This is a genomic window from Mesorhizobium sp. M1182 (genome assembly GCF_040318335.1).
In the GTDB taxonomy this organism is placed as follows: domain Bacteria; phylum Pseudomonadota; class Alphaproteobacteria; order Rhizobiales; family Rhizobiaceae; genus Mesorhizobium.
On the sequence record NZ_JAMYMD010000002.1, the window covers coordinates 361,359 to 376,789 of the forward strand.

Below are 15,431 nucleotides of genomic sequence, written 5' to 3' on the forward strand. Positions count from 1 at the left end.
AACGTGCAGTTTGCCGTTCGAGGCTGATTGTCATTTGTCGGGTTGCGCTAGTTATTGCTCCATCTACATTCGGTTTTGAGAGGAACTCCGCGCAGCGGTTGGTAATTCGTATCCTGGGAGGAATCACGATGAGAAAATTCGTCGCCGCGCTGGCTGCCGTTGCGGCCGCCATGCTTTACCCACCGGCCGCTGGCGCGCAGACCTACCCCGAACGCACGATCAGCATTGTCGTGCCGTTTTCGGCCGGCGGCCCGACTGACACCGTCACGCGTCTTGTCGCGGAAGCCATGTCGAAGGACCTCGGCCAGCAGGTCATCGTCGAGAATGTCGGCGGCGCCGGCGGCACACTGGGCGCGGGCCGCGTCGCAAATGCCGAGCCTGACGGCTACACGCTGCTCCTCCATCACATCGGCATGGCGACAAGTGCTACGCTCTACAGAAAGCTCGCCTACGACACGCTGAACGCATTCGAATATGTCGGCCTCGTCACCGAGGTGCCGATGACCATCGTCGGCCGCAAGGACCTCGAGCCGACCGATCTGAAGGGGCTGGTCGACTACGCCAAGGCTAACAAGGACAGCATCACCGTTGCCAATGCCGGGATCGGTGCCGCCTCGCATCTGTGCGGCATGCTGTTTATGAGCGCCATCGGCACGCCGCTGGTCACCGTACCATATAAGGGCACCGGCCCGGCCATGACCGATCTTCTCGGCGGCCAGGTCGACATCATGTGCGACCAGACGACCAATACCACCAAGCAGATCCAGGGCGGCACGATCAAGGCTTATGCCGTAACCTCGCCGCAACGGCTAGACGTGCTGCCGGACGTGCCGACGACGATAGAGGCCGGTCTTCCCCAGGTGCAGGTCGGCATCTGGCACGGCATCTATGCACCCAAGGGCACGCCGGCCGAGATCACCGAACGCCTGTCGAAATCTCTGCAGGTGGCGCTGAAGGACCAGAACGTCGTCGCCCGATTTGCCGAACTCGGCACCAAGCCGTCGCCCGAGGCCGATGCCACGCCGGCCGCGCTCAAGGCCAAGCTGGAAAGTGAGATTGCGCGCTGGAAGCCGATCATCGAAGCGGCCGGCCAGTACGCCGACTAAAGGTTTTTAACGGGGCGCCGCCGGCGCCCCGTTTTTACACCGGCATCGGCACGCCCGTGAGGCGGGCCGGGAGGACGTCATGAAACCTTTCGCAATCGACAGAGCCAACGGCATATGCGCCGCGCTGTTGATCTTTATTGGCGTCTTTTTCGCGCTGCAGTCGCTGGGCCTCGAAATCGGCACCGCCTTTCGCATGGGGCCGGGCTATTTCCCCCTGGTTCTGGCGATCGTGCTCATTCTGCTCGGCGCCGTCATCCTAGTCGAGGCAGTGCGCTTCGAGAGCGAGCCGATCGGTTACATTGCGTGGCGCGGCATGCTGTTCATCCTGCCTGCTCCGATCTTCTTCGGCCTGACGGTGCGCGGCCTCGGCTTCATCCCATCGATCTTCCTGGCGGCGCTGATCGCATCGTTTGCCAGCGGCCGCATGAAGCCGCTGACCGCGCTCGTGCTGTCGGCCGGCCTGACGCTGTTCGCGTTCGCCATCTTCAGCTACGCACTCGGCCTGCCGTTCCGGCGTTTCGGCCCGTGGTTGCCACTGTCGTTGTGAGGAGATGAAATGGAACTCCTCAACAATCTCGCACTCGGCTTTTCGACGGCCACATCTTTGGCAAACCTCGGTTTCTGCCTGATCGGTGTCCTTCTCGGCACGCTGATTGGTGTCCTGCCCGGTATCGGCGCCACCGCAACCATTGCCATGCTGTTGCCGATCACCTTCCAGATCGGCGATCCGGTTTCCTCCCTGATCATGCTCGCCGGCATCTATTACGGCGCGCAGTATGGCGGCTCGACTACCGCTATTCTCATCAACATGCCCGGCGAATCCTCGTCGGCCGTCACCGCCATCGACGGCTACCAGATGGCCAGGAAAGGCCGCGCCGGGGCGGCACTGGCGACCGCGGCGATAGGCTCGTTCTTTGCCGGCACGGTGTCGACCTTCCTCGTCGCCATCTTTGCCCCGCCGCTGACGGCGATAGCGTTGAAATTCGGTGCTGCCGAGTATTTTTCGCTGATGATTGTCGGTCTGGTCTCGTCCGTCGCGCTCGCCCACGGCTCGATCGTCAAGGCGCTGGCCATGGTCGTGCTCGGCCTGCTGCTCGGCCTTGTCGGCACCGATATCTACACCGGTACACCCCGTTTCACGCTCGGCATCCGCGAATATGCCGACGGGCTGAATTTCGTCGCAGTGGCGGTCGGTGTCTTCGGCGTCGCCGAGATACTGCGCAACCTCGAAAACGAGCATGAGCGTTCCGTGCTGATCCGAAAGATCTCCGGCCTTATGCCGACCCGCGAAGATTTTCGGCGCATGGCGGCTCCCATCGTGCGCGGAACGATCATCGGTTCGGCGCTCGGCATCCTGCCGGGAGGCGGCGCGATCCTTGCCGCCTTTGCCTCCTACACCGTCGAAAAACGTGTCTCGAAAAATCCCGGGGAATTCGGCAAGGGCGCCATCGAAGGCGTCGCCGGACCGGAATCGGCCAACAATGCCGGCGCCCAAACCTCCTTCATCCCGATGCTGACGCTCGGCATTCCGGCCAACCCGGTAATGGCGCTGATGATCGGCGCTATGATCATCCAGGGCATCGTGCCCGGCCCCAATGTCGCCATCGAACAGCCTGCGCTGTTTTGGGGTATCATCACCTCGATGTGGATCGGCAATCTGATGCTGATCATCTTGAACCTGCCGCTGATCGGGCTTTGGGTGAAACTTCTTACCATCCCCTACTACGTGCTCTTCCCGATCATCATGGCGTTCTGCTCGATCGGCGTTTACAGCGTCAACACCAACGTCTACGACCTCTATGCCGTCGCCTTCTTCGGCTTGCTTGGCTACCTCCTGACCAAGCTGCGCTGCGAACCTGCGCCGCTGCTGCTCGGCTTCGTGCTCGGCCCGCTGCTCGAGGAAAACCTGCGCCGCGCCATGATCCTCTCGCGCGGCGATCCGAGCACCTTCGTGACGCGGCCGATCAGCGCCAGCCTGCTCCTCATCGCGCTTGCCGTGCTCGTCATCGTGTTTCTCCCCGCGGTCAAGAAGAAGCGCGAGGAGGTGTTTGTCGAAGAGAGTTCCTGAACGTGGACGGCGCCACATGCGAGGAACTTCACAGTCGCTTGCCGGGCACTGACTCAGTAGCCGCTTCTCCTGGCCCGAGCGGCGCGATCTCCACCAGCGGTGCAGGCACGCTGGTCGTCTTTTCCTTGGCCTTGCAGATATCGGCGATGACGCAGGCCGGGCAATCCGGCTTGCGCGCCTTGCAGACATAGCGGCCGTGCAGGATCATCCAATGATGCGCGTGCCGCATATATTCATCCGGAATGATCTTCAGGAAACCTTGCTCGACCTGTTCCGGCGTCTTGCCCGGCGCCAGGCCGAGCCTGTTACCGATGCGGAAGATGTGCGTGTCGACCGCCATCGTATGCTGGCCGAATGCCACATTGAGCACGACGTTGGCGGTCTTGCGGCCGACACCCGGCAGCTCGACCAGTTGATCGCGATCCTCAGGCACCTCGCCGCCATGGTCGCGGATCAGCGCCTCCGACAGCGCGATGACGTTCTTGGCCTTGTTGCGCCATAGCCCGATGGTGCGGATATGGTCGCCGAGCTTGGCCTCGCCCAGCGCCAGCATCTTTTGCGGCGTGTCGGCAATTTTGAACAGCGCCCGCGTCGCCTTGTTGACGCCGGCGTCCGTCGCCTGAGCCGAAAGCACCACCGCCACCAACAGCGTGAAGGCGTTGATATGTTCGAGCTCGCCCCTCGGTTCCGGCCGCTGAACGGAAAAGCGCCGGAAAATCTCATGCACCTCGGCCGCGCTGTAAAGCGCCCGCGATCTTGCGGGCCGCGGACGCCGCTTGGCGTTCGAGCCGTCGCGGCGGCCGGGCAACAGGTCTTTTTTTAGCGCAGAAGAGTTTTTGGGCTTGGGGCTTGTCATTGCCTTCCTATAATATTCCCCAATGAGCGACACAAACGCCTCATTTCAGGCCGACGAGCCATTTTTCCAGGCGCTGCTGACACCGCACCGGTCGCTGGGCAAGACCGGCTTTGCCATACTGATGGGCGCCCTGCTGTTCGGCTGGCTGGTGACCGGAGCTTTTTTTCTGTCGCGCGGCGCCTGGCCGGTGTTCGGCTTCTTCGGCCTCGACGTGATCGCCGTCTACATCGCCTTCCGCGCCAATTATCGTGCCGCCCGGGCTCGCGAGGAGGTATCGGTGTCGCGCACCAGCCTCGACATCCGCAAGACTGCCCCGTCAGGCAAATCGGAAGCACACCGCTTCAATCCGTTCTGGGCGCGCTTTTCGATCGCCCGCCACGCCGAGATCGGCATCACCAGAATGGCGGTCGAGGCGCAAGGAAAAACCGTCTCGATCGGCGGCTTTCTCAACCCCGCCGACCGCGAGAGTTTTGCCACCGCATTTTCGCGCGCTCTGGCAGCCGCTAAGGCGCGCTGAGCCAGCGTTTCAGAACCGATAGCGCAACAGCCTGCCGATCTTGCGCAATGCTGGAATGTATTTCCAAAGGCGAACAAACAGTTTCGCGAACCAGCGCATGCGAGCGGCATGTTCCGGCTTATAGGCAGGGATGTCCTCGACGAACCGCAGCTTCGGAACGGCTCGCTCCAACTCATGCGGGTTCTCGATGCTCCAATGGACCTCGGCACCGGTGGCGCGGAAGGAGGAATTGAGGCGAATGATCTTCAGGCCCAGGCGACTATAGGCATCGAAAACCAGTTCGCCGCTCGAAAGATGTCCCACCAAACGAGAAAACAGTTGCTGCCCCTCTTCGGCGCCCAGGTAGGGAGTCAGGCCTTCCGCCACGACTATGGCCGGGCGATCCCGAGGTACTTCGTTCAGCCATCCCGGTTCGGTGACCGACGAAGCGATCAGGTGGTAGTGATCCCGCACGGGATAGAGCTTGCGCCTGAGGTCGATGACTTCGGGATAGTCGACGTCGAACCAGTCCACGCCGGCTGGCGGATCGATACGGAATACGCGCGTATCGAGCCCACACCCGAGATGCAGTACGATGGCGTCAGGATTTCGGGCGAGAAAGTCCTGAACGCAGACGTCCAGCGTCTTTGCCCTGATTGCTAGACCGACGCCGAGATTGTTGTCGACCTTGAGCCGTGAGAAATCATAGTCGATGTTGCGCACCGCCTCGTCGGCAAAGTAGTCCCTGAGCAGCGAATTGGGCAGCCGGCTCTCCAGCGCCTTGCCGTAAAGTGTCAAAAGCAAAGTCTCCTTTGCCCCGGTCAGGTTTACTTTTTCACCAGCCACGACCGTCCTCCCCATTCAAAGCCCAGCTCTATCTGGGTACATGCCGCGGGAAAGCAAGTTTCGGGTGGTGATCGGCGCCGCGAAGGACGATATTCGCACTCAAGGAGATACTGCCATGAACGCCCAAATGCCTCTCAAAACGACAGCAATCCTTCAGAAAGACATCACGCCTGAAGGTGGAGACTACGAAATCGTCCGTCGTGCCATCGAAAAGATCAGCCTCGACTATCGCGACCAGCCTTCGTTGGAAGTGCTGGCCGAGGAGGTCGGCGAGACGCCGACCGGGCTGCAGAAGCTGTTCACCCGCTGGGCCGGCCTGTCGCCCAAGGCTTTTCTGCAGGCCGTCACCCTCGATCATGCGCGCAAGCTGCTCGATGCCGGCATGCCGCTGCTTGAAACCTCGTTCGAACTCGGCATGTCCGGCCCAGGCCGGCTGCATGATCTGTTCGTCACCCACGAAGCGATGTCGCCGGGGGATTACAAGACCCGCGGCGCAGGGCTCACCATCCGCTACGGCTATCATATCTCGCCTTTCGGCATCGCGCTGATCATGGTGACTGACCGCGGCCTCGCCGGCCTCGCCTTCAACGACCCCGGCGGCGAGCGTGCGGCCTTTGCCGACATGTCCAGCCGCTGGCCGAATGCGACCTATGTCGAGGACATGGCGGCGACGGCACCCTATGCCGCGCGCATCTTCGATCCGTCGCTGTGGCGCGCCGACCAGCCGCTGCGCGTTGTCATGATCGGCACAGACTTCCAGGTCCGTGTCTGGGAGGCCTTGCTGCGCATTCCGATGGGCCAGGCCTGCACCTATTCCTCGATCGCGGCGCGCATCGGCGCACCGAGTGCCAGCCGGGCTGTCGGTGCCGCGGTCGGTGCCAATCCGATGTCCTTCGTCGTGCCGTGCCACCGGGCTCTCGGCAAGTCCGGCGCACTCACCGGCTACCATTGGGGTCTGACCCGCAAACGCGCCATCCTCGGCTGGGAGGCGGGACAGGTCTCTTCTTGAATAGCCAACGAATGGAACGATTGGAGCGATGCAAGGACCGCTAGGGTGACAAGCAGCGATCTTACGGAGTAGCTTCCCGCGCAATTAGAGTGGTATGCGCTAGCGGGAGGCACTTCTTGATCGTCGTCATCGGCTCCATCAATCTCGATCTCATCGCCAGTGTCGACCGCTTGCCCGGTCCCGGCGAGACCGTGCGCGGCTCCGGTTTCGCTACTGCCCCCGGCGGCAAGGGCGCCAACCAGGCGCTGGCCGCCGCCCGCGCCGGCGCCAAGGTGCGCATGGTCGGCGCGGTCGGCAAGGACAGCTTCGCCAGCGACGCTCTGGCGCTGCTGCGCGACGGCAAGATCGACCTGTCCGGCGTCGGCGAGACCTTTGCCTCGACCGGTACCGCGTTGATCATGGTCGGCGCCGACGGCGAGAACGTGATCGCCGTTGTGCCGGGCGCCAATGATTCGGTCGTGCCGGGTGACCTTTCCAAGGCTTTCGTAAAAAACGACGACGTCGTGCTGCTGCAACTGGAGATCCCGCTGCAGACCGTCGAGGCAGCACTCGACGCGGCAAGGACAGCCGCCGCGATCACCGTGCTCAACACCGCCCCTTTCCATGGCGACGCGGCCGGCTTCCTCGGCAAGGCCGACTATGTCGTCGCCAACGAAACCGAGTTCGACCTCTATGGCGAGGCGCTGTCGTTGAATGGCCGCGACCGCCCGGCACGGATGCGCGACTATGCCGCGAGAACCGGCCGCACCATCGTCGTCACGCTTGGCGCGGACGGCGTTCTGGCGGCAACGCCGGACGATCTCCTGATGGTTCCGGCGCTGAAGATCAGTCCGCTCGATACGGTCGGCGCCGGCGACACGTTCTGCGGCTATTTTGCAGCCGGGCTGGCAGCCGGCCTGCCGCTCGACCAGGCGCTTGCCCGCGCTGCCGCAGCCGGTTCGCTGGCCTGCCTGAAAGCCGGTGCACAGCCGGCCATCCCGCTGGCCAGGGACGTCGATGCCGCTCTGCAGAAATCTACAGGCTGAAGCCGGATGACAGCCATGCGCCCGACGACCAAGCATGCGGTGCCGCCCGCCGGCGACATCTGCCGCCTGTCTGCCGTGGCGCTTGCCGGGAAGATCCGGCGCCGGCAGCTTTCGGTGCGCGAAGTGGTCGCGGCATTCCTCGACAGGATCGAGGCGGTGAACCCGCTGGTCAACGCTATCGTTTCATTGCGTGAGCGTGCCGACATCCTGCGCGAGGCCGACAGCGCTGACGCTCATCTGGCGCGAGGTGGAGATACCGGATCGCTGTTCGGCCTGCCGATCGCGATCAAGGATCTTGCGCTGACAAAAGGCCTGAGAACCACCTTCGGCTCGCCGATCTTCGCCGATTTTGTGCCTGAGGAAGACGACTTCTTCGTCGAGCGCGTCCGCAAGGCCGGCGCGATCATCATCGGCAAGACCAACGTTCCCGAATTCGGGCTCGGCTCCAACACCTACAACACCGTGTTCGGACAGACGCTCAACGCATTTGACCCGGCGCTGACCGCCGGCGGCTCGAGCGGCGGTGCGGCGGTCGCGCTGGCGCTCGACATGGTTCCCGTTGCCGATGGCAGCGATTTTGGCGGTTCCCTGCGCAATCCCGCTGCCTACAACAATGTCTATGGCTTCCGTCCATCGCAGGGATTGGTGCCGGCCGGCCCTGACCTTGATGTGTTTCTTGCGCAAATGGGCGTCGAAGGGCCGATGGGGCGTAAGGTGCGGGACATGGCGCTGCTGCTCGACGTGCAGGCCGGCTACCATCCTCGCGCGCCGCTGTCGCATGATAAGCCAGGCTCGTTTCTCCAAGGGGTGGAAACGCCGGCGGCCGGCGGGCGTATCGCCTGGCTCGGCGATCTCGAAGGTCATCTGCCGGTTGAAGCAGGCATTCTACAGCTTTGCGAGGCAGCACTCGGCCGGTTCGCGGGTGTATCCTTCGAGGCCGAGCCGCTGATGCCGGAATGCGACTTCGAAGCGCTGTGGCAGGCATTTGTAACGCTTCGGCAGGCGAGCAGCGGTTGTGCGCTCAAGGCGCATTACGACGATCCCTCGAAACGCAGCCTGCTGAAGCCGGAGGCCGTGTGGGAGGTGGAACATGCACTGCGCCTCACCGCGCCGCAGATCCATGCCGCCACGGTGAGGCGCTCGTCCTGGCACCGAATACTGCTATCGCTCTTCGAGCGTTTCGACCTGATTGCGCTGCCAGCCGCACAGGTCTTTCCCTTCGATGTCGTCACCCACTGGCCAAGGGAAGTGGCCGGGCGTGCCATGGACAGCTATCACCGCTGGATGCAGGTCTCAGCGCTCGCCACGCTGGGCGGCTGCCCGGCGGTCAACGTACCGGCGGGCTTCGACGCCAGGGGCAGGCCAATGGGCATGCAATTGATCGGGCGGCCGCGCGGTGACCTCTCCGTGCTGAGGGCGGCTGCCGCCTATGAGACAACGCTGCCATGGCAGGCCGGCGCCTGCTGAAATCAACTCCGCATTGTCGGCGCCTCGCCGGCTTGCACGCAACTCATCGCCATGCATTGATCGCGACAGCGCGCCGCACGAGCGGCATCTGTGGAGGGAAAAAATGTCGTTGGAACTCTACGCCACCTATGTCGTCGCCTGCATCGTCATCATCCTGGTGCCGGGGCCGACGGTGACGCTGATCATTGCCAACAGCATCCGCCATGGCTCGCGCGCAGGGCTCGCCAATGTCGCCGGCACCCAGGCCGGGCTAGCCATCATGATCGCCATCGTCGGCATCGGATTGACTTCGCTGATCGCGGGCATGGGCCACTGGTTCGAGTGGGTCCGGCTGATCGGCGCCGCCTACCTGATCTGGATGGGCGTGCAGATGTTCCGCTCGAAAGGCAAGCTGAACGCCGACGGAACGGCAAAAAGGCCACGTGGCGGCTTCTTCCTGCAGGGCCTGCTGGTGGCGATCAGCAATCCAAAGACGCTAGTGTTCTTCGGCGCCTTCTTTCCGCAGTTCATCGCTCCCGAAGGCAATTACGCACTACAGATCGGCGTCATGGGTCTCACCGCGATGATCTTCGCCGCAGTCTCGGATTCGACCTACGCGCTGGCCGCCGGCCGCGCCGGACGCCTGCTGTCGGCCGGCCGCCTCAAGCTCTTGTCGAGGATCAGCGGCAGCTTCCTGGTCGGCGGCGGCCTGTGGCTGGCCTTTTCCAAGGCGAAGTAACGGCCGCGAGCCCGGCGACGCCAACAGCAACATCCTGGAATAGGAAAGCCGATTGAAAGTCGGCCTTCAGGCCACCACATGGATCAACAGTTGGGGATTCATGTCTATGCCGTGGAGTTACGCGGATTTGAAAAGGAACGCGTTTGGCGTGATCCTGTTCATCGCTTTGTTCGCGGCGATGGTTCCGTCGGCTCTGAACAAATGGGCGAATGACGCAAGTCCGATCCGATCGGTCGACCCGGTCGATGCGACGATCAAAAGTGGACAGGGTAAAGGGCGCAATATCCAATATCTGCTGGTCCTTGAGAACGGTTCGACGGTCCTCGTTTACGACGACCTCCCGCATCTGATCGGCTCGCGCGTAGGCATCGAGCGCGTCACGCGCGACAATGGCTTCGTCTTTTACCGGTTTGCAAATTGAACGACGATCGATCGATAAGCTGTTTTCAAAGGTGACGCGAGTGACATGGCTTTTTCGGGGAATCGCTCTTGAACAAAGCCCCTATGCTACTCAACTCTAAGGTATGGGGCCGGCAAATCTTTCTCTTAGAACCCGCATTCTTTTGCTTCGGGAAGAGTTTCGCGACAGAGTTGTTGGCATCACAATCTTGTGTGCGCTCGCTCTCGCGATCGCTGTGCCGATTGTAACCAGGCAGAACAGTCCGATCACTGGCACACAACTCGTAGGAGGCACCGTCGAAGATGTTGCGACGATGCCTCTAAATCCGAGGGGTTCCGTCGGACATGGACTTTATTATAGATATGAAGTCCGCCTCTATGAGGGCAACGCTCGGATATTTGTCGATGGTGAGGTGGAAACACCCCACATGATTGGATCGGAAGTCTCGATCGAAGAACAACAACGCCAGGACGGTACCACCACCTACCGCCTGCTCAACTACTGAGCAGCCCTAAAGCCGCCCCAGCCGTTCCAGCAACAGCGCGAAAAACGCATCATGGTCGATGTCGCGCATCACCATGGCGTTCTTCGGCCGCTTGGTCACCCCCCACCAGTCGATCACCGTCATGCCCATGGTGAGCTCCGAGGCGGTTTCCACGCTGACATTGCAGTTGCGCCCCTTGAACAGCTTCGGCTTCAGCAGATACGCGATCACGCAAGGATCGTGCAGCGGGCCGCCGTCGGTACCGTATTTCTCCTCGTCGAAACGTTCGAAGAATTCCAGCATGTTCGCGGTGGCCGTGCCGACCCTGGTGCCGAGCTTGCGGAAGGCCTTCGTACGCTTGGCGGTGGTCAGCGCCTTGTGGGTGACGTCGAGCGGCATCATCACGATCGGAATGCCGGATTTGAACACGACATCGGCAGCATGCGGATCGACATAGATGTTGAACTCGGCGGTCGGCGTGACGTTGCCGCCCTCGAAGAAGCCGCCGCCCATCAGCACGATTTCCTTGATGCGCGGCGCGATTTTCGGCTCGCGGATCAGCGCCAGCGCAACGTTGGTGAGCGGCCCGAGCGCGCACAGCGTGATCGTGCCGCTCTCCTCGTTCATCAGCGTCTCAACGATGAAATCAACCGCATACTCGTCCTGCAGTTTCATCTTTGGTTCGGGCAGTTGCGGCCCGTTGAGGCCGGTCTTGCCATGCACTTCCTCGGCGGTGACGAGTTCGCGCGCCAGCGGCCGGATGGCGCCTGCATAGACCTTGACGTCCGGCCGGCCGGCCAGCTCGCAGATCTTGCGGGCGTTTTTTTCGGTAAGTTTCAGCGGCACGTTGCCGGCCACCGCGGTGATGCCGACGATCTCCAGCTCGGCGCTGCCCAGCGCCAGCAATATGGCGACGGCATCGTCCTGGCCGGGGTCAGTGTCGATGATGATCCTGCGGGATTGGGGCATTTCAATTCCTTGTTTTGGCAAGTCTTTTTGGGCGGGACGTGTGACGGCTTGAAGTCTGCCGGGCGGCGGACCATATCAAGACCATCGGGAAAAATGCCATCCGGGTTTTTCCACTTTATGTCGCTCTTGAGAGGACACTGTAACATGAGCCGAATGACGCCTTTTTCCAGCCCGCTTCTCCTCGGTTTCGATTCCATGGAAAAGACGCTGGAGCGGTTGGCAAAGTCCGGTGACAGCTATCCTCCCTACAACATCGAGCGCCTCAGCGGTGCCGACGGCAAAACCGAAAGGCTGCGTATCACGCTCGCCGTTGCCGGTTTCGCGGAAAGCGATCTCGATGTCACAACGGAGGAGAACCAGTTGGTCGTGCGCGGCCGTCAGAACGACGACACCGAGCGCGAATTCCTCCACCGCGGCATCGCCGCGCGCCAGTTTCAGCGCTGTTTCGTGCTGGCCGACGGCATGCGGGTGATTACGGCGGAATTGAAGAACGGCCTTCTGTCGATCGATCTCGATCGGCCGGAATCCGAACGGCTGGTACGAAAAATAAATATATCGGTGAAAGACTGATTTTTGCCGATAGCTCTCATGCGGGATGGCCTTGAGCGGCGTCTCGCGGCAAGGAGGCTTGAAATGACCAGAACTAACGAAAATATCATCATGACCAGCGGCGAATTCGCCCATCTCGGCGAAGGTTCTGTCGCCTATCTCAGGAAAGTGTCGAGCGACGATCTGCGCGGCCGTTTCCCGGGCCTCGGCGAAATCGCGCCCGGGCTGGAACTGTGGGCCCTGTTTGCCGCCAATGGCCAGCCGATCCTGCTTTCGGACGCTCGCGACCGGGCACTGGCTGGCGCGCTGGAAAACGATCTGACCCCGGTCGCTATCCACTAACGTCGTTATCCACTGACAAATACGGCGCAGCGATCTGGTTGGAAACGGACAGGGCCGCTCACGGCGGCCCTTCAACGGATTTAATCAAAACCTCAGGCGGCGTGCGAGGCCTGTGTGTCCGACAGCAGCGCGTGGATGGCTACGGCGTCGCGCGTGCCCCTGATCTTGGCAACCGTGTCGGCGTCGCGCAGCACCCGCGCAATGCGCGACAGCGCCTTGAGGTGGTCGGCGCCGGCGCCTTCGGGAGCCAAAAGCAGAAACACCAGGTCGACCGGCTGATCATCGAGGGCCTCGAAGTCCACCGGTGTCTCCAGCCGGGCAAAAACGCCGGCGATCCGCTTCACCCCGGCCAGCTTGCCGTGCGGAATGGCGATGCCGTTGCCGACGCCGGTGGAGCCGAGCCGCTCGCGCTGCAGGATGGTGTCGAACACCTCTCGCTCCGGAATGCCGGAAATCGCCGCCGCCCTTTCGGACAGCAATTGCAGCAGCTGCTTTTTGGAGTTCGCCTTCAACGCCGGCATGATTGCCGGAATGCTGACGAGATCGCTCAGATCCATGCTTGAAATCCCTTGTTCGCCTGCCGTCGCCAGTCCCCACGCTCGCGTGCGGCTGGTTTTTACCCCTGCGCGACCTTGGCCGTGGACGGGTCGATCCAGCCAATATTCCCGTCCGGCCGGCGATAGACGATGTTGAGATGGTCGTTTCCGGCATTGCGGAAGACCAGGACCGGGCTGTCCTTGGTGTCGAGTTCGATCACCGCTGACGCCACCGACATGGTCCGCAGCGTCATGGTCGATTCGGCGACGATGGCCGGCGCGAAATTCTCCGGTATGTCCTCCTCGTCGTCGGCAAGCGGCGCCATCACCGTATAGGCGACGTCGGTGAGCTCGCCGTTGCTATTGCCTGAATTGTGCGACTTCAGCCGGCGCTTGTAGCGCCTGAGGCGTGTTTCCAGACGGTCCGCCGCGGTATCGAAGGCAAGCGTTGGATCCTGGGCATCGCCGGTCGCCTGCAGCGAAGCACCGGAGTCCAGCCGGATCATGCAATCGGCCGTGTAGCGCGACCCCGATTTGACGACTACGATTTGCCCTGAAAAGCCCCGATCGAAATATTTCCCGATCACTTCCCCGACACGGTCGTTGATGCGCGTACGGAACGCATCGCCGATATCCATGTGTTTTCCCGATATGCGCAGTGTCATCTGAAAACTGACCTTCCTTGCTCAGGCTTCAAACTGTCCCGAGTTTATACTCGTGGTCCGCGCGCACAAGCTTTTGCGGCGTCACTTGCGCCGATTTTAGATCCGAACTTTCCGGTTGATCACAAGCCGCCTTCTTGGCCGTCCCGTGGCCTACATCGTGACGGACCATCTCTCGTGCGGGCATCGGCGAACTCAAATCCACTCGCCAGCCCGTCCCATGCGGGCGGGCTTCTAGCCACTTCGTCGCCGCTTGTCAATGAAGGGCGAAAGCTGTGGAAATTCCGCCGGAGATCAACGGCCGGCGCTGGCCAAAGCGCGTTTTTCGCGCCGCCGCTGCACCGAAGAGGGTATGTTCATGCCTTCCCGGTATTTGGCCACCGTGCGCCTGGCGATGTCGACGCCGCTTTCCCGCAGCATGTCCACGATGGCATCGTCGGAAAGCACATCGATGGCTTTCTCCTCGTCGATCAGCTGCTTTATGCGGTCGCGCACCGCTTCCGACGAATGCGCATCGCCGCCACCTGACGAAGCGATCGAGGCGGTGAAGAAATAGCGCAGCTCGAACACGCCGCGCGGCGTCAGCATGTATTTGTTTGCCGTGACCCGGCTGACCGTTGATTCGTGCATGCCGATGGCGTCCGCCACCGTGCGCAGGTTGAGCGGCTTCAGGTGCCGCACGCCGTGGACGAGAAAAGCGTCCTGCTGGCGCACGATCTCAGAGGCCACCTTGAGAATGGTCTTCGCCCGCTGGTCGAGGCTGCGCGTGAGCCAGTTGGCGTTCTGCAGGCATTCGGCAAGGAAATCCTTTTCCGCCTGGTTTTTCGCATGTGGCGTGACCTGGGCGAAATAGATGTGATCGACCAGCACGCGCGGCAGCGTCTCGGCATTGAGCTCGACCGTCCAGCTGCCGTCATTGGCTGCACGCACCTCGATGTCGGCCACGATCGCATCGCTGGCACCGCGCGAAAACGCCATTCCCGGCCGTGGGTCGAGCGCCCGGATCTCGGCCAGCATGTCGAGCAGATCCTCTTCGTCGACGCCGCAAATCCGCTTCAGCGTCTGGAAATCGCGCCGTGCCAGGAGTTCGAGATTGGCGATCAGCGCCTTCATCGCCGGATCGAGCCGGTCGCGCACGGCCAGCTGCAGCAACAGGCATTCGGCGAGGTCGCGGGCGAATATGCCGGCGGGCTCGAATGTCTGGCAGACCGCCAGGACCGTTGCCATCGCCGTGGCGTCCGCGCCGAGGCGGGCGGCGATCTCGGCCATATCGGCACGCATGTAGCCGGCCTCGTCGAGGCCGTCGGCAAGCTCGCCGGCGATCAGGCGCGCCGCCGGATCGGCAAAGGCGAGCGCCACCTGCTCGCCGACATGGTCGCGCAGCGTGATGGCCGCCGCCGCCATATCCGCGACGTCGAAGCCGTCGGAGGAAGAGGTGGAACCATTGCCGGACGCCGATTTCCATTGTGCCGTCAGGTCGGGCCCGAGCCGCTCGCTCGTACCAGGATCGTCAGGAAACAGGTTTTCCAGCGACGTATCGAGCTTTTCCGAGATCGCCTCGGCGCTCCATGCCGTTTCCGCCTCGAACCAGTCGCCGTCGGCAGCCGGTTCCGATGCGGCGTCGCCCTTCTGCGCCTGGTCGCTGGCGGCGTCCTCCTGCGGTTCGGCGCGTTCCAGCAAGGGATTGCGTTCGATCTCGTCGTCGATGAAGCGTTCCAACTCGAGATGGGTGAACTGCAGCAGGCGGATCGACTGCATCAGCTGCGGCGTCATCACCAGCGACTGCGACTGTCGTAGCTGTAGTTTTGCCGCCAACGCCATGGTTCGGTTTCAAACGCCCCGTCTACGCACCCGCACTGCTGGAAGGAATTTTCCAGGCCAGCATAGAAACTGGCCCG

Annotated in this window: 17 protein-coding genes; 11 read left to right on the forward strand and 6 right to left on the reverse strand. The window is 62.3% G+C overall.

The genetic code is table 11. The features are described 5' to 3' along the window. Positions 1–128: 128 nt before the first annotated feature. The 3 genes from NKH33_RS04290 (at position 129) to NKH33_RS04300 (ending at position 3,174) form a co-directional block, all read left to right on the forward strand. A complete protein-coding gene (locus NKH33_RS04290; RefSeq protein WP_352469444.1) occupies positions 129–1,106 on the forward strand; it encodes a tripartite tricarboxylate transporter substrate-binding protein in 978 nt (325 codons plus the stop codon). A 79-nt stretch (positions 1,107–1,185) separates the two neighbouring features. After that, complete coding sequence (locus NKH33_RS04295; protein ID WP_352469443.1) at positions 1,186–1,653, forward strand: tripartite tricarboxylate transporter TctB family protein; 468 nt, start codon at positions 1,186–1,188, stop codon at positions 1,651–1,653. A gap of 9 nt (positions 1,654–1,662) precedes the next feature. Further along, positions 1,663–3,174 carry a tripartite tricarboxylate transporter permease gene (locus tag NKH33_RS04300; protein ID WP_352502656.1) on the forward strand — a complete coding sequence of 504 codons (1,512 nt, stop codon included), beginning with the start codon at positions 1,663–1,665 and terminating at the stop codon, positions 3,172–3,174. Positions 3,175–3,202: 28 nt separating this feature from the next. On the opposite strand, the gene nth is transcribed toward NKH33_RS04300, so the two are convergent. Continuing rightward, complete coding sequence (gene nth, locus NKH33_RS04305; protein WP_352918304.1) at positions 3,203–4,030, reverse strand: endonuclease III; 828 nt, start codon at positions 4,028–4,030, stop codon at positions 3,203–3,205. Between the two features lie 22 nt (positions 4,031–4,052). Between nth and NKH33_RS04310 the strand changes: the two genes are divergently transcribed. Further along, positions 4,053–4,547 carry a DUF2244 domain-containing protein gene (locus NKH33_RS04310; protein WP_023675281.1) on the forward strand — a complete coding sequence of 165 codons (495 nt, stop codon included), beginning with the start codon at positions 4,053–4,055 and terminating at the stop codon, positions 4,545–4,547. Between the two features lie 9 nt (positions 4,548–4,556). Here NKH33_RS04310 and NKH33_RS04315 read toward each other — a convergent pair whose 3' ends face one another. Next, entirely contained in the window at positions 4,557–5,372 is an 816-nt protein-coding gene (locus tag NKH33_RS04315) for a class I SAM-dependent methyltransferase (RefSeq protein WP_352469440.1), read from the reverse strand. A 115-nt stretch (positions 5,373–5,487) separates the two neighbouring features. Between NKH33_RS04315 and NKH33_RS04320 the strand changes: the two genes are divergently transcribed. The 5 genes from NKH33_RS04320 to NKH33_RS04340 all read left to right on the forward strand — a co-directional run bounded on the left by NKH33_RS04320 (position 5,488) and on the right by NKH33_RS04340 (position 10,012). Further along, positions 5,488–6,381: a methylated-DNA--[protein]-cysteine S-methyltransferase gene (locus NKH33_RS04320; RefSeq protein WP_352453988.1), complete on the forward strand. Its 894-nt coding sequence runs from the start codon at positions 5,488–5,490 to the stop codon at positions 6,379–6,381. Between the two features lie 116 nt (positions 6,382–6,497). After that, entirely contained in the window at positions 6,498–7,406 is a 909-nt protein-coding gene (locus NKH33_RS04325; RefSeq protein ID WP_352818293.1) for a ribokinase, read from the forward strand. A 6-nt stretch (positions 7,407–7,412) separates the two neighbouring features. Beyond that, positions 7,413–8,873 carry an amidase gene (locus NKH33_RS04330; protein ID WP_352469437.1) on the forward strand — a complete coding sequence of 487 codons (1,461 nt, stop codon included), beginning with the start codon at positions 7,413–7,415 and terminating at the stop codon, positions 8,871–8,873. 103 nt (positions 8,874–8,976) lie between these two features. After that, positions 8,977–9,591, forward strand: a complete 615-nt coding sequence (locus NKH33_RS04335; protein ID WP_352469436.1) for a LysE family translocator — start codon at positions 8,977–8,979, stop codon at positions 9,589–9,591. Between the two features lie 52 nt (positions 9,592–9,643). Further along, the gene (locus tag NKH33_RS04340; RefSeq protein WP_352469435.1) at positions 9,644–10,012 is read left to right on the forward strand and encodes a hypothetical protein; all 369 of its coding nucleotides are present in this window, start codon (positions 9,644–9,646) and stop codon (positions 10,010–10,012) included. Between the two features lie 490 nt (positions 10,013–10,502). On the opposite strand, the gene NKH33_RS04345 is transcribed toward NKH33_RS04340, so the two are convergent. Next, complete coding sequence (locus NKH33_RS04345) at positions 10,503–11,444, reverse strand: nucleoside hydrolase (RefSeq protein ID WP_352918307.1); 942 nt, start codon at positions 11,442–11,444, stop codon at positions 10,503–10,505. Positions 11,445–11,588: 144 nt separating this feature from the next. Between NKH33_RS04345 and NKH33_RS04350 the strand changes: the two genes are divergently transcribed. Continuing rightward, positions 11,589–12,014: an Hsp20 family protein gene (locus NKH33_RS04350; protein ID WP_352469433.1), complete on the forward strand. Its 426-nt coding sequence runs from the start codon at positions 11,589–11,591 to the stop codon at positions 12,012–12,014. A gap of 63 nt (positions 12,015–12,077) precedes the next feature. Next, complete coding sequence (locus NKH33_RS04355; RefSeq protein WP_023675269.1) at positions 12,078–12,335, forward strand: BQ00720 family protein; 258 nt, start codon at positions 12,078–12,080, stop codon at positions 12,333–12,335. 92 nt (positions 12,336–12,427) lie between these two features. On the opposite strand, the gene ptsN is transcribed toward NKH33_RS04355, so the two are convergent. The 3 genes from ptsN to rpoN all read right to left on the reverse strand — a co-directional run bounded on the left by ptsN (position 12,428) and on the right by rpoN (position 15,354). After that, on the reverse strand, positions 12,428–12,892 hold the full coding sequence (ptsN, locus tag NKH33_RS04360) for a PTS IIA-like nitrogen regulatory protein PtsN (RefSeq protein WP_352469432.1): 465 nt from the start codon (positions 12,890–12,892) through the stop codon (positions 12,428–12,430). Between the two features lie 59 nt (positions 12,893–12,951). After that, positions 12,952–13,536, reverse strand: coding sequence for a ribosome hibernation-promoting factor, HPF/YfiA family (gene hpf, locus NKH33_RS04365; protein WP_023675267.1), 585 nt, complete (start codon positions 13,534–13,536; stop codon positions 12,952–12,954). Between the two features lie 291 nt (positions 13,537–13,827). Then, complete coding sequence (gene rpoN / locus NKH33_RS04370; protein ID WP_352469431.1) at positions 13,828–15,354, reverse strand: RNA polymerase factor sigma-54; 1,527 nt, start codon at positions 15,352–15,354, stop codon at positions 13,828–13,830. Between the last annotated feature and the right edge of the window lie 77 nt (positions 15,355–15,431).